At 70.3% G+C, this 19,526-nt stretch carries 28 protein-coding genes; 16 read left to right on the forward strand and 12 right to left on the reverse strand.

Going from position 1 to position 19,526, the window contains the following annotated elements; translation table 11 throughout:
• Positions 1 to 222 precede the first annotated feature (222 nt).
• Together ABZ193_RS34100 and ABZ193_RS34105 are read left to right on the forward strand one after the other, a co-directional pair.
• Positions 223 to 369 carry a hypothetical protein gene (locus tag ABZ193_RS34100; protein WP_354712773.1) on the forward strand — a complete coding sequence of 49 codons (147 nt, stop codon included), beginning with the start codon at positions 223 to 225 and terminating at the stop codon, positions 367 to 369.
• 224 nt (positions 370 to 593) lie between these two features.
• Positions 594 to 812: a hypothetical protein gene (locus ABZ193_RS34105; protein WP_354712774.1), complete on the forward strand. Its 219-nt coding sequence runs from the start codon at positions 594 to 596 to the stop codon at positions 810 to 812.
• Between the two features lie 75 nt (positions 813 to 887).
• Here the strand turns inward: ABZ193_RS34105 and ABZ193_RS34110 are convergent, their stop codons facing one another.
• Together ABZ193_RS34110 and ABZ193_RS34115 are read right to left on the reverse strand one after the other, a co-directional pair.
• Positions 888 to 1,091 carry a DUF397 domain-containing protein gene (locus tag ABZ193_RS34110; RefSeq protein WP_354712775.1) on the reverse strand — a complete coding sequence of 68 codons (204 nt, stop codon included), beginning with the start codon at positions 1,089 to 1,091 and terminating at the stop codon, positions 888 to 890.
• Positions 1,088 to 1,978, reverse strand: coding sequence for a helix-turn-helix transcriptional regulator (locus ABZ193_RS34115; RefSeq protein ID WP_354712776.1), 891 nt, complete (start codon positions 1,976 to 1,978; stop codon positions 1,088 to 1,090). The genes ABZ193_RS34110 and ABZ193_RS34115 overlap by 4 nt, the downstream gene beginning before the upstream one ends.
• A gap of 152 nt (positions 1,979 to 2,130) precedes the next feature.
• Between ABZ193_RS34115 and ABZ193_RS34120 the strand changes: the two genes are divergently transcribed.
• From ABZ193_RS34120 to ABZ193_RS34180, 13 genes are all read left to right on the forward strand, one after another.
• Positions 2,131 to 2,577 (forward strand): hypothetical protein, encoded by a 447-nt coding sequence (locus tag ABZ193_RS34120; RefSeq protein ID WP_027933753.1) that lies wholly within the window; start codon positions 2,131 to 2,133, stop codon positions 2,575 to 2,577.
• Positions 2,574 to 2,780 (forward strand): DUF3039 domain-containing protein, encoded by a 207-nt coding sequence (locus ABZ193_RS34125; RefSeq protein ID WP_027933752.1) that lies wholly within the window; start codon positions 2,574 to 2,576, stop codon positions 2,778 to 2,780. Before ABZ193_RS34120 ends, ABZ193_RS34125 begins: the two co-directional genes overlap by 4 nt.
• Positions 2,780 to 3,016 carry a hypothetical protein gene (locus ABZ193_RS34130; RefSeq protein ID WP_354712777.1) on the forward strand — a complete coding sequence of 79 codons (237 nt, stop codon included), beginning with the start codon at positions 2,780 to 2,782 and terminating at the stop codon, positions 3,014 to 3,016. The genes ABZ193_RS34125 and ABZ193_RS34130 overlap by 1 nt, the downstream gene beginning before the upstream one ends.
• Entirely contained in the window at positions 3,013 to 3,264 is a 252-nt protein-coding gene (locus tag ABZ193_RS34135; protein WP_354712778.1) for a hypothetical protein, read from the forward strand. The genes ABZ193_RS34130 and ABZ193_RS34135 overlap by 4 nt, the downstream gene beginning before the upstream one ends.
• A gap of 293 nt (positions 3,265 to 3,557) precedes the next feature.
• Complete coding sequence (locus tag ABZ193_RS34140) at positions 3,558 to 3,698, forward strand: hypothetical protein (protein WP_157360699.1); 141 nt, start codon at positions 3,558 to 3,560, stop codon at positions 3,696 to 3,698.
• Between the two features lie 60 nt (positions 3,699 to 3,758).
• Positions 3,759 to 4,013 carry a hypothetical protein gene (locus ABZ193_RS34145; RefSeq protein ID WP_027933749.1) on the forward strand — a complete coding sequence of 85 codons (255 nt, stop codon included), beginning with the start codon at positions 3,759 to 3,761 and terminating at the stop codon, positions 4,011 to 4,013.
• Positions 4,000 to 4,275 (forward strand): hypothetical protein, encoded by a 276-nt coding sequence (locus tag ABZ193_RS34150; protein ID WP_354712779.1) that lies wholly within the window; start codon positions 4,000 to 4,002, stop codon positions 4,273 to 4,275. Before ABZ193_RS34145 ends, ABZ193_RS34150 begins: the two co-directional genes overlap by 14 nt.
• Positions 4,272 to 5,090, forward strand: coding sequence for a DUF2637 domain-containing protein (locus tag ABZ193_RS34155; RefSeq protein ID WP_354712780.1), 819 nt, complete (start codon positions 4,272 to 4,274; stop codon positions 5,088 to 5,090). Before ABZ193_RS34150 ends, ABZ193_RS34155 begins: the two co-directional genes overlap by 4 nt.
• The gene (locus ABZ193_RS34160) at positions 5,087 to 7,318 is read left to right on the forward strand and encodes an ATP-binding protein (RefSeq protein ID WP_354712781.1); all 2,232 of its coding nucleotides are present in this window, start codon (positions 5,087 to 5,089) and stop codon (positions 7,316 to 7,318) included. The genes ABZ193_RS34155 and ABZ193_RS34160 overlap by 4 nt, the downstream gene beginning before the upstream one ends.
• A gap of 241 nt (positions 7,319 to 7,559) precedes the next feature.
• Entirely contained in the window at positions 7,560 to 7,727 is a 168-nt protein-coding gene (locus ABZ193_RS34165; RefSeq protein WP_157360697.1) for a hypothetical protein, read from the forward strand.
• A 60-nt stretch (positions 7,728 to 7,787) separates the two neighbouring features.
• Positions 7,788 to 7,952 carry a hypothetical protein gene (locus ABZ193_RS34170; RefSeq protein WP_354712782.1) on the forward strand — a complete coding sequence of 55 codons (165 nt, stop codon included), beginning with the start codon at positions 7,788 to 7,790 and terminating at the stop codon, positions 7,950 to 7,952.
• A gap of 10 nt (positions 7,953 to 7,962) precedes the next feature.
• The gene (locus ABZ193_RS34175) at positions 7,963 to 8,133 is read left to right on the forward strand and encodes a hypothetical protein (protein ID WP_354712783.1); all 171 of its coding nucleotides are present in this window, start codon (positions 7,963 to 7,965) and stop codon (positions 8,131 to 8,133) included.
• 169 nt (positions 8,134 to 8,302) lie between these two features.
• Complete coding sequence (locus ABZ193_RS34180; protein ID WP_354712784.1) at positions 8,303 to 8,515, forward strand: hypothetical protein; 213 nt, start codon at positions 8,303 to 8,305, stop codon at positions 8,513 to 8,515.
• On the opposite strand, the gene ABZ193_RS34185 is transcribed toward ABZ193_RS34180, so the two are convergent.
• On the reverse strand, positions 8,512 to 8,706 hold the full coding sequence (locus ABZ193_RS34185) for a hypothetical protein (protein ID WP_354712785.1): 195 nt from the start codon (positions 8,704 to 8,706) through the stop codon (positions 8,512 to 8,514). The two genes, ABZ193_RS34180 and ABZ193_RS34185, sit on opposite strands and share 4 nt — an antisense overlap.
• Positions 8,707 to 8,882: 176 nt before the next feature.
• Here ABZ193_RS34185 and ABZ193_RS34190 point away from each other — a divergent pair, with 176 nt between their 5' ends.
• Positions 8,883 to 9,797, forward strand: coding sequence for a hypothetical protein (locus ABZ193_RS34190; protein ID WP_354712786.1), 915 nt, complete (start codon positions 8,883 to 8,885; stop codon positions 9,795 to 9,797).
• A 495-nt stretch (positions 9,798 to 10,292) separates the two neighbouring features.
• Here the strand turns inward: ABZ193_RS34190 and ABZ193_RS34195 are convergent, their stop codons facing one another.
• From ABZ193_RS34195 to ABZ193_RS34235, 9 genes are read right to left on the reverse strand one after another with little or no spacing between them, the layout of a single operon-like run.
• The gene (locus tag ABZ193_RS34195; protein ID WP_354712787.1) at positions 10,293 to 10,643 is read right to left on the reverse strand and encodes a hypothetical protein; all 351 of its coding nucleotides are present in this window, start codon (positions 10,641 to 10,643) and stop codon (positions 10,293 to 10,295) included.
• Between the two features lie 11 nt (positions 10,644 to 10,654).
• The gene (locus ABZ193_RS34200; RefSeq protein ID WP_354712788.1) at positions 10,655 to 11,356 is read right to left on the reverse strand and encodes a peptidoglycan-binding domain-containing protein; all 702 of its coding nucleotides are present in this window, start codon (positions 11,354 to 11,356) and stop codon (positions 10,655 to 10,657) included.
• Complete coding sequence (locus ABZ193_RS34205) at positions 11,356 to 11,499, reverse strand: hypothetical protein (RefSeq protein WP_157360694.1); 144 nt, start codon at positions 11,497 to 11,499, stop codon at positions 11,356 to 11,358. The genes ABZ193_RS34200 and ABZ193_RS34205 overlap by 1 nt, the downstream gene beginning before the upstream one ends.
• Positions 11,500 to 11,514: 15 nt before the next feature.
• Complete coding sequence (locus tag ABZ193_RS34210; RefSeq protein WP_354712789.1) at positions 11,515 to 12,108, reverse strand: hypothetical protein; 594 nt, start codon at positions 12,106 to 12,108, stop codon at positions 11,515 to 11,517.
• 11 nt (positions 12,109 to 12,119) lie between these two features.
• A complete protein-coding gene (locus ABZ193_RS34215; RefSeq protein ID WP_157360693.1) occupies positions 12,120 to 12,353 on the reverse strand; it encodes a hypothetical protein in 234 nt (77 codons plus the stop codon).
• Positions 12,354 to 12,398: 45 nt separating this feature from the next.
• Positions 12,399 to 12,695 (reverse strand): hypothetical protein, encoded by a 297-nt coding sequence (locus ABZ193_RS34220; RefSeq protein ID WP_027933745.1) that lies wholly within the window; start codon positions 12,693 to 12,695, stop codon positions 12,399 to 12,401.
• A gap of 20 nt (positions 12,696 to 12,715) precedes the next feature.
• Positions 12,716 to 13,228, reverse strand: coding sequence for a hypothetical protein (locus ABZ193_RS34225; RefSeq protein WP_354712790.1), 513 nt, complete (start codon positions 13,226 to 13,228; stop codon positions 12,716 to 12,718).
• Positions 13,229 to 13,254: 26 nt separating this feature from the next.
• Positions 13,255 to 16,029, reverse strand: a complete 2,775-nt coding sequence (locus ABZ193_RS34230; RefSeq protein WP_354712791.1) for a hypothetical protein — start codon at positions 16,027 to 16,029, stop codon at positions 13,255 to 13,257.
• Positions 16,029 to 19,418 carry a hypothetical protein gene (locus ABZ193_RS34235; RefSeq protein ID WP_354712792.1) on the reverse strand — a complete coding sequence of 1,130 codons (3,390 nt, stop codon included), beginning with the start codon at positions 19,416 to 19,418 and terminating at the stop codon, positions 16,029 to 16,031. The genes ABZ193_RS34230 and ABZ193_RS34235 overlap by 1 nt, the downstream gene beginning before the upstream one ends.
• Between the last annotated feature and the right edge of the window lie 108 nt (positions 19,419 to 19,526).

The following is a 19,526-nucleotide window of genomic DNA, read 5'->3' on the forward strand; positions in this document are numbered from 1 at the left end:
TAGGTCCATGCCAGTGAGAGTTCGAGTCTCTCCGGGCCCACAACAAGCCCCTGACCAGCAGGTTCAGATCTCGCCGCGGGCGATCTTTCGACCCCCGTGCAGCAGATTTGCAGCAAACTCGCGGATAACGGCGTTACCGTTTCCCATTGACGACGTGGCGTGTGAACTGGAAAGTTTCGCACCGCGTCCTCTCCACCCGTCGGCGGGCACGGGAGAACGGCGGTGAGGGCGGCCATCGTCGCGGCCGTCGCGATCGCCGCCGTCATCCTGATCACCGTCCTGTCCGGCCTCGCCTCGGAGCCAGCCGCCCCGCGCTGCGAGATCCCCGGCCACCAGCGGACCGCGGTCGTCGAATGCGAGCCGCGATGAGCGGCAGCCCGCCTGAACCAGCCGGTCGCGCAGTCATATGCAGACCTCGTGCTGTGGTCTGCGCGGCGCTCGACGTCGCCGTGGCGGTCGTTGTGACCGCGGCGCCGTCACTCTTCCCGCGGCTCAACCCGGCTGTAACGGTTCGACCACAGGATGCGACGGCGGGAAACGCCAGGGGCGCCGCACACGACACCTGAGCTGATCAGGAAGGACGGGTTCCGGTAATGGCGAACAAGCCGGGGATATCGAACAAGTACACGCGAGTGCTCGGGTACGCGGCGCTCGTGCTCATCGCGGTTGGGGTCTTCTCGGTGGTCATCCAGACCACGCAGGCCGACCCGAACAGCCCGACGCGGACCAACAACACGGTGCTGTGGATCGGTGTCGCTGTCGGCGTGGCGTGGCTCGTCGTGAAGGCCGTGCTGCGCGAGCGGAAATCCTAGGCGCGGCCACCAGCATCAAGCGACAGAAGGCCCCGGCGCCCTACTGCGACGCCGGGGCCTTCTCGCGGCGCGGGTTCAGTCGAACTCGCCGGCCTTCACGCCAGCGATGAACGCCTGCCACTCGCCCTGGGTGTACGTCTGAGTGATGCCGGTCTTGCTGTCGAGGACAACCCGGCCGCCGCCGGGTAGATCCTTGACGTAGACGCAGTTGTCGTTGTTCGTGCTGAAACTCGACTTTCGGAATCCCCCTGGGATGTCGGGGGTCAGGTCTAGACTCATGCCGTCGTCTCCATCTCGTTGGCGATTTCGGCGATGAGCTCGGCGGATGCGGCCGGGCTCATCGCCACCTTCCTCCCCTGTCCCGGCTCGCCGCGCTTGCGCTCGCTCTCGCCGCCGAGCATGAAGCGCACAGCGTCCCGGTACAGCTCAAGGTCGGCCTCTTCGTGCAGGAACAGCCCCGACCGGCGGTTCTCCAGGTTCACGACGGGCTGCTCGCCCTCGATCAGCGTGAACGGACCTTCAAGGGCCGGATGCCAGCCGGAGGTGAACGGCAGCACCCGGATCTCGACGTTCGGCAGCGCACCCAGCTCGTTGAGGTAGCGCAGCTGGCCGACCATGATCTCGCGACTGCCGATGACTTGCCGCAGGGCAGCCTCGCCGATGATCGCGGTCAGGTTCGCGGGGTTGCGGCGGGTGATCACGTCGCGCCGGCCGACACGCACAGCGACTCGGGTTCCCAGCTCGTCGGCTGGGACGCCACCTTCGACCATCAAGGCCCGGATGTACTCGGAGGACTGCAGCAGACCAGGGATCAGCAACGGTGAGACAGCGACGATCTCCTTCGCCGTGGACTGGAAGTCGATCAGGGCCGACAGCATCGCGCGCTGCTCAGGGAGCGTGATCGCCAGCCACCGCGGCTCGTCCGTGCCGTTCGCGTAGGCGATGACCTCCTCGCGCCGCTCGCCCTGCACCTCCATCGCGTCCAGAAGGCGCTCGACGTCCTCAAGCTGCGGAGTCCGTTGCCCCGTCTCCCAGCGCTGGATCGTGCCGGCGTGCTCATAGCCGGCCTTCTCCGCGAGGGCGCGCAGCGTCAGCCCCTGCTCCTCACGCAGATTCTTCAGCGCGGTGCTGAGCGCGTGCCGCTTCGCCGTCTTGTTTCCAGCCACGGCAATCAGCATATGGCACGTCAACGGCGGAATGCACGACCCCTGAAGCCGAGGTTGCGCGATCTGTTTCCACGTGTTTCCATTGAACCGGAAACAACGGAGACGGTTGGAAACATCTGCTCCGGCCAGCACTTTACTACTGGAGGCGCGCGGTGGACGGCCAAGGATGGGTCACGAAGCTCCTCACCGCAGCCGTGACGGAATCCGGGGAAGCCACCCAGGTCGCCGCCGGGGTCATCGACACGCAGGGCGGCGCGCAGCTCGCGTTCCAGATCGACGGCGCCGACGAGGTGATCCTGCCGGGCCTGCAATCCGGCGGCGAGCACATCAACAACGTGCGCGAGGCAGCGACCGAAGCCATGCGCCGCCAGCGCGGCGCGAACACCACCCGCGGGGAGCTTCCGTTCCCGACCGCGGCGCGGACCAAGGCCGGCGCCACGACCCGTGTCATCGCTGGCGTCGTCGACATCCGCGTGTTCTTCCAGGTCGGCGGCGGCCCCCGTGTGTTCCTCCCCGGTCTGCAGAGCGCCGATGAGCACATCGACAACGTGCGCGAGGCGATGGCCGTGAAGTACGCCCTCGATCGGAAGCGGCCATGAGCGCGCGCCTGTGGTTCCCGCTGCCCTCGTACCGGCCAGTAGTCGGCGGCTACAAGCACCGCACGCGCCTGCACCGCAAGCCCCGCGCGGGAACAGTCGTGCAGCTGCTGTGCGGCGCCAGCTACATCGTCGCCCGCGAACGGCGCAAGCCCCCGATCAGCGTCTGCCAGGGCTGCGAAGCCGCCCATCAGGGAGCCGAGTGATGAACGACCGCAACGAGCTGCTGGCCCGCGAATACACCGACGGGCTCCGCCACCGCTACCTCGCCCGCCAGCTCGGCGACCCGCGGCTGACCTTCGTCTCGCCGGTATGCGAGCTGGACAAGCCGAACCCGGAGAAGCACCTGCGCGAGCAGGTCGCCAACGCCTACAACAGCGGCCCATGGTGCCCGCGCTGTGCGCCCATCGTCGTCTACGTGGAGAAAGGAGCAGGCTCGTGAGCCACGACCCCACCGACGAGGAGCTGGTGCACGCCATGCACGCCCTCGGGAAACGGCTCGCCACGCTGGTCAGCGTCTACGGCCAGGTCGGCAGCTTCGAGGCGGTCCCCGGCCCCGAGATGCTGCGCGCCGTGGCGACCGCGAACGAGCAGCTCGCCGCCGCCCTCCGCACCCGCGCCGACAGGCTCGACGCGCCCGTCATCGACGGGCACCTCACCGACCAGGTCCCGGCGTTACAGCGTCGGTGACCGGCCCGCGCTCCCCCACCGCCCCCTTGGGGTTGAGCGCGGGCCCCCAAGCCCCCGGCCGGCGCGCCCTCCCCCAAGGAACCTCCCCACGCGCCGGCCGGGCCCGTCCCCACCGAAACCCAGGAGGCACGAATGCCCTGCGTGAGCTGTAAGCAGCCGGTCTCCGGCGGCAGCTGTCAGAACCCGACCTGCCCCGCATCCGACAAGTACCGGCCGAAGTGATCGCGGCGAACGGCGGACGGTCGCTCGCACGTCTGCCGACGTCCGCACCACGAAACGAAGGAGAACACGCCGTGAAGGAGACCGTGAAAAACGCCATCGAGTCCGCCAAGGAGTACGCGCGCGAGACCAAGCGCGCCTGGCGCGAGACCGCGCCCCAGTCCAGCAAGGACATCCGCAAGCTCGAAGGAACCGATCGCCGCGGAAAGCGGTGACCCCTGGCGCGGGTTGACGACCCAGCTCGCCAACCCACGCCGTCCGACCAGGAGGTCGCGATGTCTCTGTTCGACGTGCTCCAGACCAAGGGCACCTGGGCGCTGATCAAGGTAGTCGCGGCGCTCAACCTGTTCCTGTTACTGCACCTGCTGCGGCTCCCGTTCGTTCTCGTCGCGCGCGTCATCGAGGTCGCGGCGCGGCGGGTGGACCGCTCGGTCGCCCGGCTCGCCAACACCGTTCCTGCGAGGCCGGTGAACCAGTTCTTCGCCGATCCGACCACACCCGCCAAGGAATCCTGCAATGTCTACGCCTGACCCCGTCCCGACCCCGAGCGCGCCGGGCCACGCCGTGCAGCCGCGCGGGCAGCTCGTCACCCGCCCCGCGGCGGCCCCCGGCCCCACCCGCACGACGAGGGTGGTGGCGTGGGTCGGGTACCACCTGCTCGAGCTGAGCGGCGTGGCCGTGCCGACGGTGCTCGCCGTGTTCGTGTCACCGTGGTTCGCCGTGGCGGCCGTGCTCGCGGCTGTGTTGTGGGCCGTGCACGAGCTGCGCCCGGCCGGTGGTGATGCGCGGTGAGCGCCCCGGTGGTGGAGCTGGAGGACGCTGTCCAGCTGGTCCAGGTGGAGATCCAGCAGGCCACCAAGGAGGGCAGGAAGGCGCCCGGGCGGCCGACGCTGATCGAACGGACCGGGCTGAACGAGTACTGGGTCCGGCGCGCCCTGGAGGAGCTGGCGCGGCGGGCTGGAGACGACGCCCCGGCTGGATCCAGCGAGCCGCCATCCGATCCTGACGTGCCGCCAGGCCGGGGGCCCGACAGCGAGGACACAGCGGGCCGGCCAGCCGTCGCCGACGGAACCTCGGGTCGAGGAGTTGAGCCTGCTGGCGAGCTGGATCCAGCTGGAGAACGAGCACACCAGCCGGTCTCCAGCGCCCGGCCGCGGGGCGGTAAGGCAGTCGCGTGGTGCGGGTTCATCGTCGGCTCGGTGGTGTCGATCGCCGCGAACGTTCTGGCCGCCCGGATCCCGCCCGAGGGCGCCGGGCCCGACTGGTCCCCTCGCCTCGACACGCAGCTCGGTGCCGCGGTGTGGCCGGTCCTGCTGATCATCGCCGTCGAGGTGCTGTCCCGCACCCGCTGGCCAGAGGGCCTCGGATGGGCGCTGGCGCGTTACTGCGGCGTCGGCCTGGTGGCGGTGGTCGGGGCGGTCATCTCCTACGGCCACATCCACGACGTGCTGCTGTCGTGGAACTACGCCCCCCTCGGCGCGCTCGTGGGCCCGCTCGGGGTCGACGGGCTCATGGTGGTGTGCGGCTTCGCGATGCTGGCTCCAGCCGACACCGGGCGCACACCAGCAGGGTCCAGCGCGGGCTCCAGCGAGGTCGGCCCGGCATGACCAGCGACCGCGAGGAGCCCGGCGAGGCGCCGCTCGCGGAGGTCCGGCACCTGCCGCTGCGGCGCGCTGGAGACGAGCTGGAGCCAGCGGACACCGACGTGCTGGAGGGCGAACTCCTATCCGCGGAGGAGTACGCCAGGCTCCAGCGCGCCAAGGCGCTCGAGCGGCTGCAGGGCTATCGGCAGGACGTCGTCACCGTCGCCCGCGTCGCGCGCACGGTCGCCACCCACGAACGCACCAGAGCGGCCGGGCGCGTCCTTCTCCGGCACGGCACCTACGTCGTGGCCGGCGCGAGCGTGGTGGCGAAGCGCGCGTGGGAGGCCCGTAGCAACAGTCGGTACGAGCGGATCCTGGCCCGGCTGGAGGCGGCCGGCGACCTCGACCGGCTCGAGCTGTGGGAGGCGAAGGCCGAGCAGGCGAAGCAGCGCCGCCACGACCGGCGCATGGACCTGCTCGGCGCGCCGAAGGAGCTGGCGAAGTCCGCCGCGATCGCGTTCGGCACGGTGGCGGGGCTGCTGCTCGTGCTCGGGGTCGTCCTCGCCGTGCACGCTGGCGACGCCGGGCTGATCGTCGCGCCGCTCGGGCGGGTGGTTGACGCGATCACCTGGACGTACTGGCTGGTCGTTGCCTACTTTGGCCTCATCGCCGGACTCCTCACCGCGGGTGGCCTGCTGTACCTGTGGAACCAGGGCCGGATGTACTCGACCTGGACCCTGCCGGCCTGGACGGACCCGGCCGAGCCGCGCGGCGAGGTCGTCAACATCACCCCGACGATCGTGGCCGCCGCGCTGCGGGATCTCGGGATCACGCCGCTGCGGAAGGCGATCGAGGCCGACCCGGATCACGGGGCGCGGATGATCGGGATGATCCACCGGCGCGGGCCCGGCGCGCAGGTCGAGATCACCCTGCCGCCGCAGGTGACCACACAGAAGATCCTCGCGGTGCGCGAGACGCTGGCCGGGAACCTGGACCGCAAGGCGCACGAGGTCCACATCGAGGGCAGCCCGGACTCCGAGCGCGTGTTCACGCTGTGGGTCGCGAACAGCGGTGCCCTCGACCAGAACGTGCCGCCGTCCCCGCTGCTCGATCCGGACTTCGGGCCGGTCGACATCTACCGCGACCGGATGCCCTGGGGCGTCGGTCTCAAGGGCGACCCGGTCGAGCTGAACCTGCTGCAGCAGCACTTTCTGCTGGCCGGCCTGTCGAAGCAGGGCAAGACCGCCGCGGCCCGCGCGCTGGTGCTGTGGCTCGGCCTGGACCCGAGCACCAGGATTCGGATCGCCGATCTCAAGGGGTTCGGCGACTGGTCGATGTTCGACGGGCTCGCCGAGGAGCTGATCGAGGGCGCGGGCGACGAGAACTTCATCGCGACCTGCGACATGCTCGAATGGGCGGTCGCGGAGATGCAGCGCCGCTACGACCGGTGGCGCGCGATGGGTCGCAAGGGCGACATCGACCGCGCCTCCTCGCAGCCCGGTTCCGGGTTCGAGCCGCTGTTCATCATCGTCGACGAGATCCAGAAGCTGTTCACCTGCGCCACCGTCCACCCCGACGGCGGGGAGATCGGCGGCGACGGGAAGAAGTCCCGCGCCGCGCGCGCCGCGCAGGCTCTGCACGACCAGGCCCGCGCGGTCAACATCCACTTCCTCGAGTTCGCGCAGAACCCGACGAACCGCAACCTGCCCGTTCTCGTGCGCGAGGGCGCGATGATCCGCGCCAGCCTGTACGTCGGCACCGAGTCCATCGCCAAGATGGCCCTCGGCGAGGCAGCCGTCGACACCGGCGCCGCGCCGCACGCCCTGCGTGCCGGGCTCGACCGCGGCACCGTCGTCCTGGCCCCGGGCGAGTCGATGGACCTGCCGAACGGCGCGACGCACACCACGGTCCGGACGCACTACATCTCGACGGAGCAGGCCTACGACATCGCCGACCGCGCGAAGGCCTTGCGCGCGGCCGCGGCGGCTCGGCCGGCCGCGCGGGATCTGCTCGAGGACGTGCTTGCCGTGCTCGGCACCGAGTCCGCGGTGCGCGCGGCGGACGTGCCGCGCCGGCTGCGCGAGCTGGCGCCCGGCTACCCGGCGTACGAGGACCTGACTGGCGAGGCGCTGGTCGAGCAACTCGAGCAGCTCGGCGTGAAACGCGGCAGCCAGGGCGGCTACCCGATGGTGCGCACGGAGCGTGTCCGTCAAGCGGTCGCCGCGCGCGGTCAGGAGGACGACCTGCAATGACGGAAACGGGCAGCTTGATCAGGTGCGGGATAGGGCTTCCACCCCGCTCACCTCGATCACCTTCCTCACATTTCCCCTGTTCAGGACGGGTGACCAGCCCAGGTGGCCGGCATGGTGAGGATTCACCTCGCTTCATCGTGATCACCCTGGCCGTCACCCAGTGATCCACCCGTGTTGCAAGTACAGAAAGTGACGTCGTCGAGGTACTCGCCCGACGGCTCGACCTGTGAGAGGAGGCGAGATGACGGAGATCCCGGAGGACGAGCGGCCCGCGATTGAGGCGCGTCATCACCGCGACCAGTACGACGCACAGGAGGTGGCGCGGCTTCGGCAGCTCGGCCGCGACATCGGCCAGCCGAAGGTCTATGAGAAGCGGGTCCAGAAGCTCCTGAAGGAGCGCGGGTACTGAGCCGCTAGAGCCCTAAGCCGCAAGTCAGGGCGGGTTTCGGGGGCGGAAGGGAGCGATGGGATGAGCAAGAAGCCAGCGCCGGTGGACGAGGCCAAGGTGAAGCAGGTGATGGAGGCCCTCGCGAGGGGGATCGCCGAGGAGAGGAACGGACCTCGGCCGCCGACGAAGACGGAGATCGAGGACGCGCAGTGGATGCGTGACAACCGGCCGATCTACCCGGCGTGAGGAGCTGGCCATGGAGTTGGGGATGCGGGAGTGGCTGTTCGGCACGGTGCACGCGTGCGTCGACCGGCTGGCGCTGTGCGGGAAGCGGATGAGCGCGACGGCGAAGATCGCGCGGAACTCGCGGATCGACTGCGGCAGGTGCGTCCGAGAGCTCAACCGGCGCTACGCGGGCAAGCGGTAGGGCGACGGCGATGCCTGCTCATTGGATGCGAGCGCAGAACAAGGACGGCAGCGCGGTCACCTGGTGCGGGATCCGCTACCCGAAGGGCCAGTGGCGGGACCGCTGGTTCTACTGGGGCGATTGTCGCGCCTGCGTCCGGGCGCACCGGGCAGCGAAACGGTGAGCCGGCATGCCGTGTGACCACCCCGCCCAAGCGCTTCACGTCACCTTCGTTGGGCGCCGCCGCTACGACTGGCGCGCAACCTGCCGGAACTGCAATTTCCGGTGGCGGCCGGAGTCGCCGAACATCCCCGTCCACGTCCGTAACCGGGTCGCCGGGGTGGCCGGCCACATGACGTGGCACGGGTTCGTGCTGGACTACCGGCCGCTCGGCGAGGACTAGCCTCCGCGCTGCTCGTCGAGGGCGACCAGCTGCTTGCTCAGCCGCACCCCCTCGGTGATGTCCGGTGCGTCGAGCGGGGCGCCAGCGGAGACCTTGAGGGCCGCGTCTTCGCGGAGCCGCGCCAAGGCTGCCTGTGCGTCGTCTAGCCATTGGAGGACGCTTCTCGGGGGATTCGGGCGGGTGTACGTCATCGTGGCCTCCATCGATGGGAAAGCCGGTCCGGAGCTTCCCCCTCCGGACCGGCGCGAGCCAACAGTAGAACAGGTGTTCGAAGAACACAAGCTCGCGTTGTGCCACTTGACGTGGGGCATCGCCCGTCCGGTTCACTCGAACAGCGCAGCGGGCAGCGCGCGGCGAGGATTGGCCTGTGCCCACGCCGCCGGCCCCAATCCTGGTAGCGGTCGCGCAACCGGCCGCGACGCTTCCGGCCGAGGACCACGCCTACGAGCCGAAGCTGGACGGCTGGCGCACGGTCGTGCACGCGCCTGCGGGCGTGCTGCACACCCGCCACGCCGCGGACATCACGTGGCGGTTTCCCGAGATCCTCGACGCGGCCCACAGTCTCGGCGCGTCGCTCGTGCTCGACGGCGAGCTAGTCGCCTACCGCGGCGAGCGTCTCGACTTTCCCGCCCTGATGTGGGGCGCTCGCCGACGCGCGGTCGAAGGCGTCGCCGTCGTGTTTGTGGCGTTCGACCTGCTCGCCTACCGCGGTCGGGATTTGCGGCACTTGCCCTACACCGAGCGCCGCCAGCGCCTGGCCGACGTCGTCGCGGGGAGTGCACACGTGCAGCTGATGGACGCGACCACGGACCCGGGCAAGGGCGCCGGGTGGATCTCGGCTGACTGCGCTGCGGTCGGCATCGAGGGCACGGTGGCCAAGCCGCTCGCCAGCCGGTACCCGCTGCGGGGCGGGCCGTGCGGGTGGGTGAAGGTCCGCTACCGCACGGTGGTCGACGCGGTGGTGCTCGGCGTGACCGGCACGATCGAAGCACCCACGGCACTGGTGCTCGGCCGGCTCGGCGACGATCGCCGCGTGCACATGATCGGGCTCTCCAGCACGCTGCCGCGCCGCGTCCGCTCCGCGCTGGCTGGGCGGCTGCGCCCGGAAGGGCTGCGGCGCCGGGCCGCGGGGCTCGTGGCCGGGCTGCCGGGTTCGGAGGACTTCGACTATCAGCCCGTCGCCCCCGGCATCGTGGTCGAGGTGGAGGCAGATTCGGCGCAGGAGTGGGGGCGCTTCCGGCATCGCCTCGCGCTGCTGCGGATCCGACCGCCGCGAGGCTAGTCGACTGGAGTGCGGGCACTTCCGTTGTGGACGGCGGGGCCGGTCCTGCCGTTGCCTTGCGACTCCCCCGGCGACTGGCCCCGCCCCCGTCACGCTGACACGCGAGGAGGAGGACCGTTAGGGTCTAAAGTCCCTGCTCAGTGGTGGCCCTGACCACCGGCCAGGGCGTTGAGTTGATCTTCCCGATGGGCGAAGATCTCAAGGCCGTTCACCGGCGATTCCCAGGTCCCTGCCGGTGATCGCGCACCTCGGCCAGGAGCCACCTCGCCTCGGTCGCGTGAGGTGGCTCCTGGCCCTCTGCGCATGCGAAAAGGGCCCCCGCGTCGCCCCTTGCAGGGGTGGACGCGGGGGCCCTGCTCGCCAGGGGGAGGGCGGGCGATGCCGACGTTAACGGTCAGGAGGAGACCACGCCATCCGTGTTCTCCGCACTTCCGTCGACCGGAGCACGTACGTGCTTCCCGCACCGGGGCGCCCCGGGCGGGCGGCGCCGGGCGATCAGGTACCTCGGCGCAGCAGCGCGGCCTGCTGCTCGGCGCTCTTGCCGTACGCCGCGAGGGTGTCCAGCACGGACGCCACGTCGGCCGCGCTCACGGTCAGCTGGTTGTACGTCGGCGCCTTCGACGAGCCGAGCAGCAGCGCGGCCAGCCACGTGGGCACCCGCGGTTCGACCCAGCGGACGAACACGTACACCACGACCAGGGCCACCAGCTCGGTCACCCGGCCGCCGAGCCCGGACAGCCAGCCCGTCACGACGTCCGGCAGCCCGAGCCCGACCAGCCAGGCCACCAGCGTGGCCCACGCGCCCGGCACGATGGTCCGGACGATGGAAGTGAGCTTGTCGCTCATGAGGTGTCCTCTCAGTAGCCGAGCCGGGCCCACGTCTTGGGCCCGACGATCCCGTCGACGGCCAGACCGGACCGCCGCTGGAACTCCTTGACGACCGCCTCGGTCTTGGCGCCGAACACCCCGTCGACGGTCAGCTTCGAGTAGGCCGGGTAGCCGCGGTTGAGCGTCTGCTGCAGCTGGGTCACCGCGGCGCCGGTCGAGCCGCGCCGGATGGTCGGCTTGCTCGAACTGCCGCCCGTCGACGGCGGCGGCACCGGGGCGGCCGGGCCGCCGCCCGCGATGCCCCACCCGGCCCGGTCGTCGTAGGCGCCGCTCTGGGTCAGGCTCACGTGCACGTGGCTGGTGTGCGGGTTCGAACCGGTGTAGACCTTCCAACCCGAGAAGTCGGGCTTCGTGATCCTGCGGTTGAAGATCACGTAGCCGCCGCCGATCAGCCGGTGGTCGCCGGTGCGGCCGTCGTGACCGGTCAGGCCGCGCTGCCGCAGGTACTCCGCGAGCCACCCGGCGTCGATGCCGTCGACGTCGATGTCCAGGGCGCGCACCACGCCCAGGCCGTCCTCGCGGTCGATGACCCACGGGTTGTGGTCGGACGATCGGGAGGCGTGCGCGGCGTCGCCGATCGTGCCGTCGCTGGTCTTGTCGCGGTTCGGCCACCTGGTGTTGACCTCGGTGCGGAGGTCCACCAGGGCGTAGGCCAGGCGCCAGTTCACCATCAGGCGTCACCGCCTGCGGGCTCGTCCGCGGGACGGCCGGTGTCGGCGGGCGCGTCGGCGTCCTCGCCGGCGTAGGCCCAGGGGTCCTCGTGGGTCTCCTCGCCCGCGGTCACGGCCGTGGGCTCCTCCTGCTGCTCGGGCATCGCCCGCTCCTTCCTCTACGGTTCTTCCGTTGGCGGCTCGGCGTCGTCAGCGACGCACACCCACCAGGTCTCGTCTCCCTGCTCACGCGACTGAGCGGTGTAGCCCTCCGGGCAGGTCGGTCCGGGCGGCCCTTGTGCGCCTGGTGGGCCAGCGGGTCCCTGCTCGCCCGGTGGTCCGGCGGGCCCGGCAGGCCCCTCGGCGCCGTCCTCGCCGTCAGCCCCGTCCTTGCCATCCGTTCCGTCGGCCCCGTCCTTGCCATCTGCGCCAGCGGCCCCTGCAGATCCCGGATCGCCCTTGTCGCCCTTCTGTCCGGGCGGCCCTGCCGGTCCGGCAGGGCCGCGCGCGCCGGTCGCCCCCGCGGGGCCGCTGGCGGGCTGCGCCACTGGCACGGCGCCGAGCGCGCGGACTTGGTCGGCGAGCTGCTGGGCGGCGGCTGAGTTCTGGTCCGACCGCGCGGACAGGTGCTCGACCTCCCCGCGCAGGAGCTCACTGCGCACGAACATCGCGATCGCGGCCGCGGCGAGAAGCGCGAACGCGAGCCAGAGCAGGCGGTGCATCCGGCTGTCCCGTGCCCGAGATGCAGCAGGGACGACGATCGTGTCCTTCACGCGGTCAGGTGTCACGACTCGTCACCCCGCTTCCGCAGCTCCTCGAGGAGCTGGTCGATCGCCTCGCGGCGCTCGTCGTCTTCGTCCTCGTCGTCGTTCCCGAGGACCCGGTCGATGGCGTACTGCGCTGCTTGCTCGCGCTCCTTGGCCGACCCCCGTGTGAGGGCGAGGACCCCGATGACGAGACCGCTGACCGCGGAGATGACCGCCGCGATGCTGGTGAGCAACGACGCGAAGTCACTCAAGGCCACCTCCATCCATTCCAGACATGACGTGCGAATTTCCCTGGCTCAGCTCGGTGTTGGCGTCGTGCTGCTGATGGCGTAGGAGTAGGGCCCGTCGCCCTCGACGATCTGGTAGCGGCCGGCGGTGATGCGGGCGTCGGAGAACACCGAGTAGCCATCGCGGCTGATCCAATCGCCCGGGGCGACGGTCATGTACCCGGTCTGCTCGGGCCGGACGGTGATGCTGCCGTCGTCGTTGAGCCGGACTGGGGCGCCGACGAACTCCTCGATCTCGGCGACGTCGCCTGCCCACTGGCGCACTTCAGTGACGGGCGGGGCGTCGGTGATCTTGATGGTTGGCACGGTCTGTCCCTTTCGGTGCGTTAGGAGATGAGGGGGCGGTCCCAGACGGCGTACATGAAGCTCATGCCCTCGATCGTGTTGCCGATGACGTTCTGGGTGGACCCGGAGTTCTGCCAGGTCGAGAGCCGCAGGATGTCCCCAACGTTCAGGGGGGTTTCGCGGTGGCTGCCCAGCGGCGAGGGGTCGTTCAGCGTGTTGAAACGCGAGGAGTCGAACGCCTTCGTCGCGGTGTTCGTTGGCACGCCGGTGTTATTCCGGGTGAGCGAGGCGACTCGCTTCCCGTCGACGTCGGTCACGGCGTAGTGCAGCTCGAACCCGATCCGGTAGATCCCGTCCTTGCGGATCGTGATGCGGGTCGGGTTGACCGCGGACCACATCGGGTTGCCGTTGGCGTCTGTCCAGTTGATCCCGTCCACGCCGGACCACGAGACGTCCGTGTCGACGCTCGTCGTGATCGCCTGAGTGCCGGTCATGACCACGGTGCAGGCCGGCACGTCGAGTGCCTCGTTGAGCCGCTGCGCGGTGGTCTTCATGCCCGCGAGAATCACGGTGTCCCCTCCTATGCTTCGGTTCCGGCGCCCGCGTAGACCGGGTTGGCGAGCGTGACGGGCGTGAGCGCGGTGTGCGCCTTGACGACGCCGTTGATCGAGCGCTGGACGGTGAAGGTCTGCGGGCTCGTGGTGCCGGTGATGGCGGTGACGCGCATGACCTCGCCGCCGACGCGGATGTCGAACGGGAACTCGGAGCCGTAGGTCGCGGAGTCGATCCACCGCGGGCTGCCGGGGGCGGTCGCGACAAAGAACGCGGTCGCGGTCGCGGTGAGGGCGGACACCAGCTCGGACGTGTCGGAGTCGGCGCGGCTGTCCGCGCCGTCCGCGGTGCCGACGTTCCAGGGCTCGCCGGGTTGGCAGGTGAAGACCAGGTCGTGGGTCATGTTCCCGATCAGCTCCGTCGAGCCGAGCGTCATGACCAGCACGCGATCGGGGTCCAGGTGGTCGATGGCGATGAGGTCGCCGATCTGCAGATCGAGCGCTTGGCGCCGCAGATCTGGGTTGTCGCGGTTGACGCGCTCGTTGTGCAGGGCGACGGGGATGCGCGGGTAGCGGGCGGCGTCGACCGTGCCGAGGTGCAGCGCCCACCCGGCCAGGTCGGGGAGGTAGCTGTCGTAGCGGACGTTGTAGCTGGTCGACGAGGAGTAGGTGCCGACGCCTCCGTCCTCGGGCGGGGTGGTGCTGAGGCGCCCTTCGGTCTCGGTGGCGCGGTAGAAGCCGCCGTTGTTCCGCTGGGCGGTGACGTCGTTGGTGAGGTTCTGGTCGTCGTCGACCGGCTGCGGCGGCTGCGCGAGCTCGCCGTTGCTGGCGTCGAGCACGAGCACCGGCTGCTGCGACAGGAGCGACGGGTAGGTGCGGTAGGTGAGGTCGGTGGTGGCGCGGTTGTCGAAGAGCAGCCCGAGGTCCGCCCGAGCGGATTCGTCGAGGACGTCGGTGAGGCTCGCGATGGGCTGGGGGCCGAGGCGTGTCCACGGCTCGGTGGCTTCGGTGCCGCGCTGGACGGCGACGTCGAACGCGTTCTCGGTGCCGAGGCGGCTGATCCGGTCGGGCGCGTACTCGCCGCGCATGCCGTCGATCATCGGTCCGAAGGTGAAGACGCTGTCCTCGATGGGCTGCACCGCGACGTGCCCCACGGCCATGCCGCTGATGTCCTTGTCAGGGCCGATGAACACGTCGGACACGTGGCCGAGCGTCTGGTTCGAGATGACGCCGGTCCCGCCGTTGCCCTGGTTGACCCCGGCCTCGACACGCCAGATGCCGTACTCGATGTTCGCGCCGACCTGGCGCAGCTCGATCGACAGCAGCCAGTTCTTGCCGTTGAAGTCCTGGGTCAGCCAGTCGCCGGTGTGGACGAGGGTGACGGTGCGGTCGAAGGCAGTCATCCGCAGAGTGCCGCCGAAGCTGGCGCCGTAGACGATGCGCCACCGGTAGATGCTGCCCGTGGTGTGGATGGTGGCGATCGCTTCGAGGTCGGTGAGCCCGTTGTCCGGGACGTGGATCAGCATCCGGACTTGGCCGTAGCCGTCCGCGTGGTTGGGCACCTGTCCCCACAGGGTGCCGTCGGCCAGCTGCGCGATCGGCGCGGACCCGGCGAACCCGGAGTAGGTGCCGGCGTTGACGGTGCCCTGGGTGATGGTCATCGGGGCCACGCCGCGGATCGGCGAGGCGAACTGAGCACTGTCCCGCCCGTCCTCCAGCGGCCAGTACGCCACAGGCGGGTTGTCCGTGGTGGTGACGTAGGCGCGCCGGAGCGGCGACTGCAGCGGCGAGTCCCCCGCCTGCAGGCGGCGGAGGATGCCCGCGGCCTCGACGTCCACCCAGCGGGCTTTCCCGGTGGTGTCGCGGTTCGGGACGATGTCGGCGATCTCCCCGGCGAACCGCGGGTGCATGACCTCGAAGTTGTCGTAGCTGAACACGAGCGGCGTGTTGGTGTTGCCGGCTGCGAGTGCGGATCGGACGCCGACGCTGCCCGCGGCCGGGAACGTGGTGTCGCGGGCCCGGATGCCCCAGCCGTACGGTTCGGGCTGCCCGGCCCGCCAGATCTTGGCCCGGATCTCCTGGCCTTCGGCGATCGCCCGGACCGTGAAGGAAGTGCCGGCGGTGTCGTAGAAAAGGCCTGTGGGGGTGGCGCCGACGAGGCTGGTGTAGGTGTTGGCGACGACCTTGTAGAGGTCGAGGGTGATGGCGCCGGTGGTGGGCGCGACCGACACGCGGACGGTGTAGTAGTTCGAGATGTCGACGAGCCGCAGGACCAGGTTCGCGGGCTCGACTGCGCCGCCGGTGGGCGCGCCGATGGGCAGCGTGAAGTTGACCTTCACGTCCGCGTCGCGCTGCTTGAACGTGGTGAGGTAGGTGACGCGGTAGTTCGTCGCGGCGGACACGGAGTGCCGGCCGACGCCGGACGCGACGCTGAAGTCGGAGGCGACCCAGCCGATCCCGCCGAACGTCCAGCCGCCGCCGCGGTCCGCGGTGCCCCACCCACCGGACACGGTGCGGGTGAAGGTGTCGTAGGCGGTGCGGATCCCGACGCGGACCGGCGTAGCGCGGCCGAGCTTGCCGAAGTACGGGCTGGCCGCGTAGCGCGGCTCGTAGCCGCGCGCGCCGATCGAGCAGTCCTCGCCGTTCTTGAGCCGGAACCGGCACTGCGACGCGGTGGTCTGCTTGGTCGTCTCGTTCTGCCGCCCGCGCACGATCTCGATCCCGGCGTCCCCGCGGACGTCCCTCGTGACGTCGACCCAGTCGTCGAGGTACAGCTCGACGCGCTTGTCGATGAGCCCGGCCATCAGCGGGCTCCCATGATCGCGGTCTGGACGTTGCCGCCGTTGACGTGGACGTACTTCTGCAGCTCGGCGATGAGCGCCTGGATCAGCGGGGGCGCGCCGCTGGTGTCGAAGGTGACGATCGTGGGGCCGGTCGAGCTGGTGCGCGCGGGCCGGTTCCCGGGCGACGCCCGCCGGACCGGGGTCACCCCGCCGCCGGCCCGCGCGGCGGACCCGATGACGCCGGTGAAGAACGCGTCGAGGTCGCCGCCGTGGTACATCGCGGCCAGCTCGTCGTTGTAGGCGCGGACGTTCGCGCTGTTGCCGTAGAAGCTGAAGTCCTCGAAGACCTGGCCGCCGTTGCGCCAGTGGTTGTAGACCTCCTGCGCGGCGGCGATCAGGCCGCCGTCGGCCATGCCGCGCGCGTCCCCGGTCGGGTTGCCCATGGCCTGGTTCGCGTACGCGAGGATCGACTGCGACCGCTGCGAGCTGGGGTCGAGCGGAATGAACGCCTCGGGGACACGCATGTTGTCCCCGATCAGGCGGGGCATGTTCGGCGGCACCACGGTCGCGATGTGCGGGATCTGCTCGATCACACCGCCTTCGGCCATCGGGACCGCGCCGGGGATGTCGACGCCGCCGATTGCACGTGGCCCCTGCTTCATGCCGGTGGAGACACCTGCGTAGCCAGTGACGTAGTTGACCTCGATGTTCATGCTGCGCGTCTTGACGAGCTGCCCGATCTTGGCCTCCGCCGAGGCGGTGAGCGCGATGACCTCGACGTCGCCGTTGGGCAGGTTCCGAACCTGGAACCCGAGCGCTTCCAGCTTGGCGACGGCGTCCGCGGTGAGCGCCGTGGTGATGGTGGTCCACTGGTTCGGGACCGCGAGCACCTTCCCGCGCAGCAGGTCCGCGGCCTGCTGGGCGCCGGGCATGCCGGGCTGAGTGAACATCGTCGCGACGTTCGTGGGGAACAGCCCGTACTGGTTCGCGAGCGCCTCGGCCTGCTGCCGGGTCAGCCCCATGACGGCGTGCTGGTCGATGAACCGCTGCCGCTGGACCGCGAGGGTGTCGTTCACCTGCTTCGCCGCGGCGTCGTAGGACATCCCGCCCTTGACCAGGTCGTCGATCGCGACGCTCGCGTTGGCGAACCCGCCCTGCAAGGTCTCCAGGGTGTCCTGCAGCGCGGAGCCGTTGCGGGTGGCGGTGTTGACCGTGCCGTCCGCGTTGAGCAGCGCCGAGCCGAACCCGTTCGCCCGGTCCTCGCTGGTCTTGAAGTTGTCCCCGAGGCCGCGGAGGGCGTCGTTGATGGACTGCGTGGCCTCCTCGAAGGAGGGCGTCCGGCCGGTCAGGGTGTCGAGGACCTGCTGCAGCAGCTTGCCCTTCGTGGTGACGTCCGCGGTCGCGTCGCCGAGCCCCTGAAACGCCGTGGACAGGTCCGCGGTGGCCTGCCGGGCGAGCTTCTGCGAGTAGGACAGCTGGCCCGCCGCGGTGCCGGCGTTGGCCGCGGCGGCGGCGCCCGCGTCCAGGGCGGCCTTGTACTGGGGCAGGAACCCGGTCAGCTCCTCGATCGAGCGGCCGGTCTGTTCGCTCGCGGCCTGCAGCGCGGCACCGGCCTGCTCGGCCTGCCCGTTCTGGACCATGCTCGCCAGCGCAGCGTCGAGCTGCTGGACGCGGTTCTTCGCGTCGTCGAGGCGGGAGTCGACGCCGATGAGGTTGCCGGTGAAGTCGGTGAAGCCCTCGACCCATCCGTCCTGGTCGTTCTTCAGGATGGTGAAGGCGTCGGACAGGTCTTTGAGGTTCGAGCCGAACAGCTTCGCGAGGTCGCCGGAGGCCTTGCCCTTGGCGATCCAGTCGTCGAGGGAGTCGGACAGCCCCTCCACGGTGGTCTGGCCGCGCTCCACATTGGACGCCATCACCTGGGCAGCGGCGCCGATCAGGCCGAGCACGAGCACGGTCCGGCCCGCGATGGTCTGGAACCGGCCGGCACCGCCCTCGGCGCCCTTCCAGGCATCCTTGATGTTGATGCCGAACAGGTTCGCCATCTTCGAGGCGGCGTAGAGCTGGCCGGCCGCTTCGCCGAGCGGGGCGGGCAGCATGCCGATCAGGCCGACGAAGCCTTGCAGGATGCCGAGGCCGCCGGACACGGTGCTGATGAACCCGCTGGTGAAGCTGTACAGGGGCGACCCGGCGGCGGTCGCCGCGACCATCATGTCCTCGGCCACGTTGAGGGCGTCGCTGAACTGGTAGAGCGCGGGGGTGCCGTTGTCGGCGAGATTCGCGGCGACGGTGCCCAGGAAGCCGAGGGCGTCGCGGCCTATGTCGCCGAGCACGCGGAGGTCCGCGGCGGCCCCGTCGGCGCCCTCGGAGGCGTTGACGAAGAAGGCGGTGAGGCCGGAGCCGGTCTGCTCCGCGAGGTAGCCGAGCGCCGCCATCGGCTCACCGGCGCGCTGGCTCGCGACCACGAAGCCGGGGATGGCGTTCTGGGTGGCGTTCAGCAGGGAGTTGGTGAACGGCAGGAGGTAGTCGTCGCTGTTCTCGAAGATCTGCGCGATCTGCGGGGACAGCTGGGCAGCGCGGCCTCGGACCATCTCCGCGGACTTGACGAAGTCGTCGGCGAACGGCTCGGACCAGCCCCTCAGCTGCTCCTCCAGCTGGTCCCCCGTCTTGCTCCAGGCCTGCGTCACCTGGAGGTTGGACTGCTGGCCTGCGAGGGCGATCTGGGTGAACGCGAGCGGGACGGCGGCCAGCGCCCCCACAGCGAGCCCAGCAGCGCCCGCGGCAGCGACTGGCAGCCCGGCGAACATCAGCCCGAACTGCATCGCCTTGAACTGGGCGTTCGCGCGTTTGGCGACCTGCTCGGTGGCCTTCTCAACGTCGCCCGCCACCTTCGCGAGCGACTGGTTGTCCACCTCGACGGGCACTCGGACGGTGACCTCGTCCGAGAGGATCGCGGCCAGGGCCTCGACCTGCCGCTTGAACTCGGCAGCCTCGGCCACGTCGACGGGGATCTCGGCCCTCGCCGATCTCGTCGCCTGCTCCATCAGCCGGCCCATCTCGCGCCGGAAGGTCTCGCTCTCGGGAGACACCGGGATTTCCAGCGCCTGCTTCGCGGTGGCCTTGAGCGACGCTTCGACCTTCGCCCGCCAGGCCGCGTCGATCGGGTTGTCGGCGGTGGCCGGCAGTTCGATCGGCTTCTGTGCGCGGGCGGCCTTCGCGGTGTCGTCGGCGATCTTCTTGCCGAGCCGCTGCCCGATCTTCGCGGTGCCCTGGTCGAGGGTGCCTGAGAATGAGCCCGCGAACTCGTCGCCCGCGCGGGTGCCAGCCGTGCGGGCGTCGCGCCGGACCTTCTCGAAGGTCTTGGCCGCGCCGACGTCCTTCGCGGTAACGCGGATCTCGACCTCGTTGGCCACCTCAGGCCACCTCCTCCCTCATTCCCAGGTGCTCGACGGCGAGCAGGTGCCATAGCGGGTCGGCTGGGGCGGCGAGCAGCTCGTGCGGCAGGCACTTGAACCGCTCGC

This window comes from Amycolatopsis sp. NPDC006125 (assembly GCF_040614195.1).
Lineage (GTDB): Bacteria > Actinomycetota > Actinomycetes > Mycobacteriales > Pseudonocardiaceae > Amycolatopsis_E > Amycolatopsis_E tucumanensis.

Excerpts from the sequence above, each read along its gene's own strand:
- ABZ193_RS34105 (WP_354712774.1), top strand. The coding sequence starts at position 594 with ATGGCGAACAAGCCGGGGATATCGAACAAGTACACGCGAGTGCTCGGG.
- ABZ193_RS34110 (WP_354712775.1), bottom strand. The coding sequence starts at position 1,091 with ATGAGTCTAGACCTGACCCCCGACATCCCAGGGGGATTCCGAAAGTCG.
- ABZ193_RS34125 (WP_027933752.1), top strand. The coding sequence starts at position 2,574 with ATGAGCGCGCGCCTGTGGTTCCCGCTGCCCTCGTACCGGCCAGTAGTC.
- ABZ193_RS34130 (WP_354712777.1), top strand. The coding sequence starts at position 2,780 with ATGAACGACCGCAACGAGCTGCTGGCCCGCGAATACACCGACGGGCTC.
- ABZ193_RS34145 (WP_027933749.1), top strand. The coding sequence starts at position 3,759 with ATGTCTCTGTTCGACGTGCTCCAGACCAAGGGCACCTGGGCGCTGATC.
- ABZ193_RS34150 (WP_354712779.1), top strand. The coding sequence starts at position 4,000 with ATGTCTACGCCTGACCCCGTCCCGACCCCGAGCGCGCCGGGCCACGCC.
- ABZ193_RS34160 (WP_354712781.1), top strand. The coding sequence starts at position 5,087 with ATGACCAGCGACCGCGAGGAGCCCGGCGAGGCGCCGCTCGCGGAGGTC.
- ABZ193_RS34165 (WP_157360697.1), top strand. The coding sequence starts at position 7,560 with ATGACGGAGATCCCGGAGGACGAGCGGCCCGCGATTGAGGCGCGTCAT.
- ABZ193_RS34170 (WP_354712782.1), top strand. The coding sequence starts at position 7,788 with ATGAGCAAGAAGCCAGCGCCGGTGGACGAGGCCAAGGTGAAGCAGGTG.
- ABZ193_RS34175 (WP_354712783.1), top strand. The coding sequence starts at position 7,963 with ATGGAGTTGGGGATGCGGGAGTGGCTGTTCGGCACGGTGCACGCGTGC.
- ABZ193_RS34180 (WP_354712784.1), top strand. The coding sequence starts at position 8,303 with ATGCCGTGTGACCACCCCGCCCAAGCGCTTCACGTCACCTTCGTTGGG.
- ABZ193_RS34185 (WP_354712785.1), bottom strand. The coding sequence starts at position 8,706 with ATGACGTACACCCGCCCGAATCCCCCGAGAAGCGTCCTCCAATGGCTA.
- ABZ193_RS34195 (WP_354712787.1), bottom strand. The coding sequence starts at position 10,643 with ATGAGCGACAAGCTCACTTCCATCGTCCGGACCATCGTGCCGGGCGCG.
- ABZ193_RS34200 (WP_354712788.1), bottom strand. The coding sequence starts at position 11,356 with ATGGTGAACTGGCGCCTGGCCTACGCCCTGGTGGACCTCCGCACCGAG.
- ABZ193_RS34205 (WP_157360694.1), bottom strand. The coding sequence starts at position 11,499 with ATGCCCGAGCAGCAGGAGGAGCCCACGGCCGTGACCGCGGGCGAGGAG.
- ABZ193_RS34225 (WP_354712790.1), bottom strand. The coding sequence starts at position 13,228 with ATGAAGACCACCGCGCAGCGGCTCAACGAGGCACTCGACGTGCCGGCC.
- ABZ193_RS34230 (WP_354712791.1), bottom strand. The coding sequence starts at position 16,029 with ATGGCCGGGCTCATCGACAAGCGCGTCGAGCTGTACCTCGACGACTGG.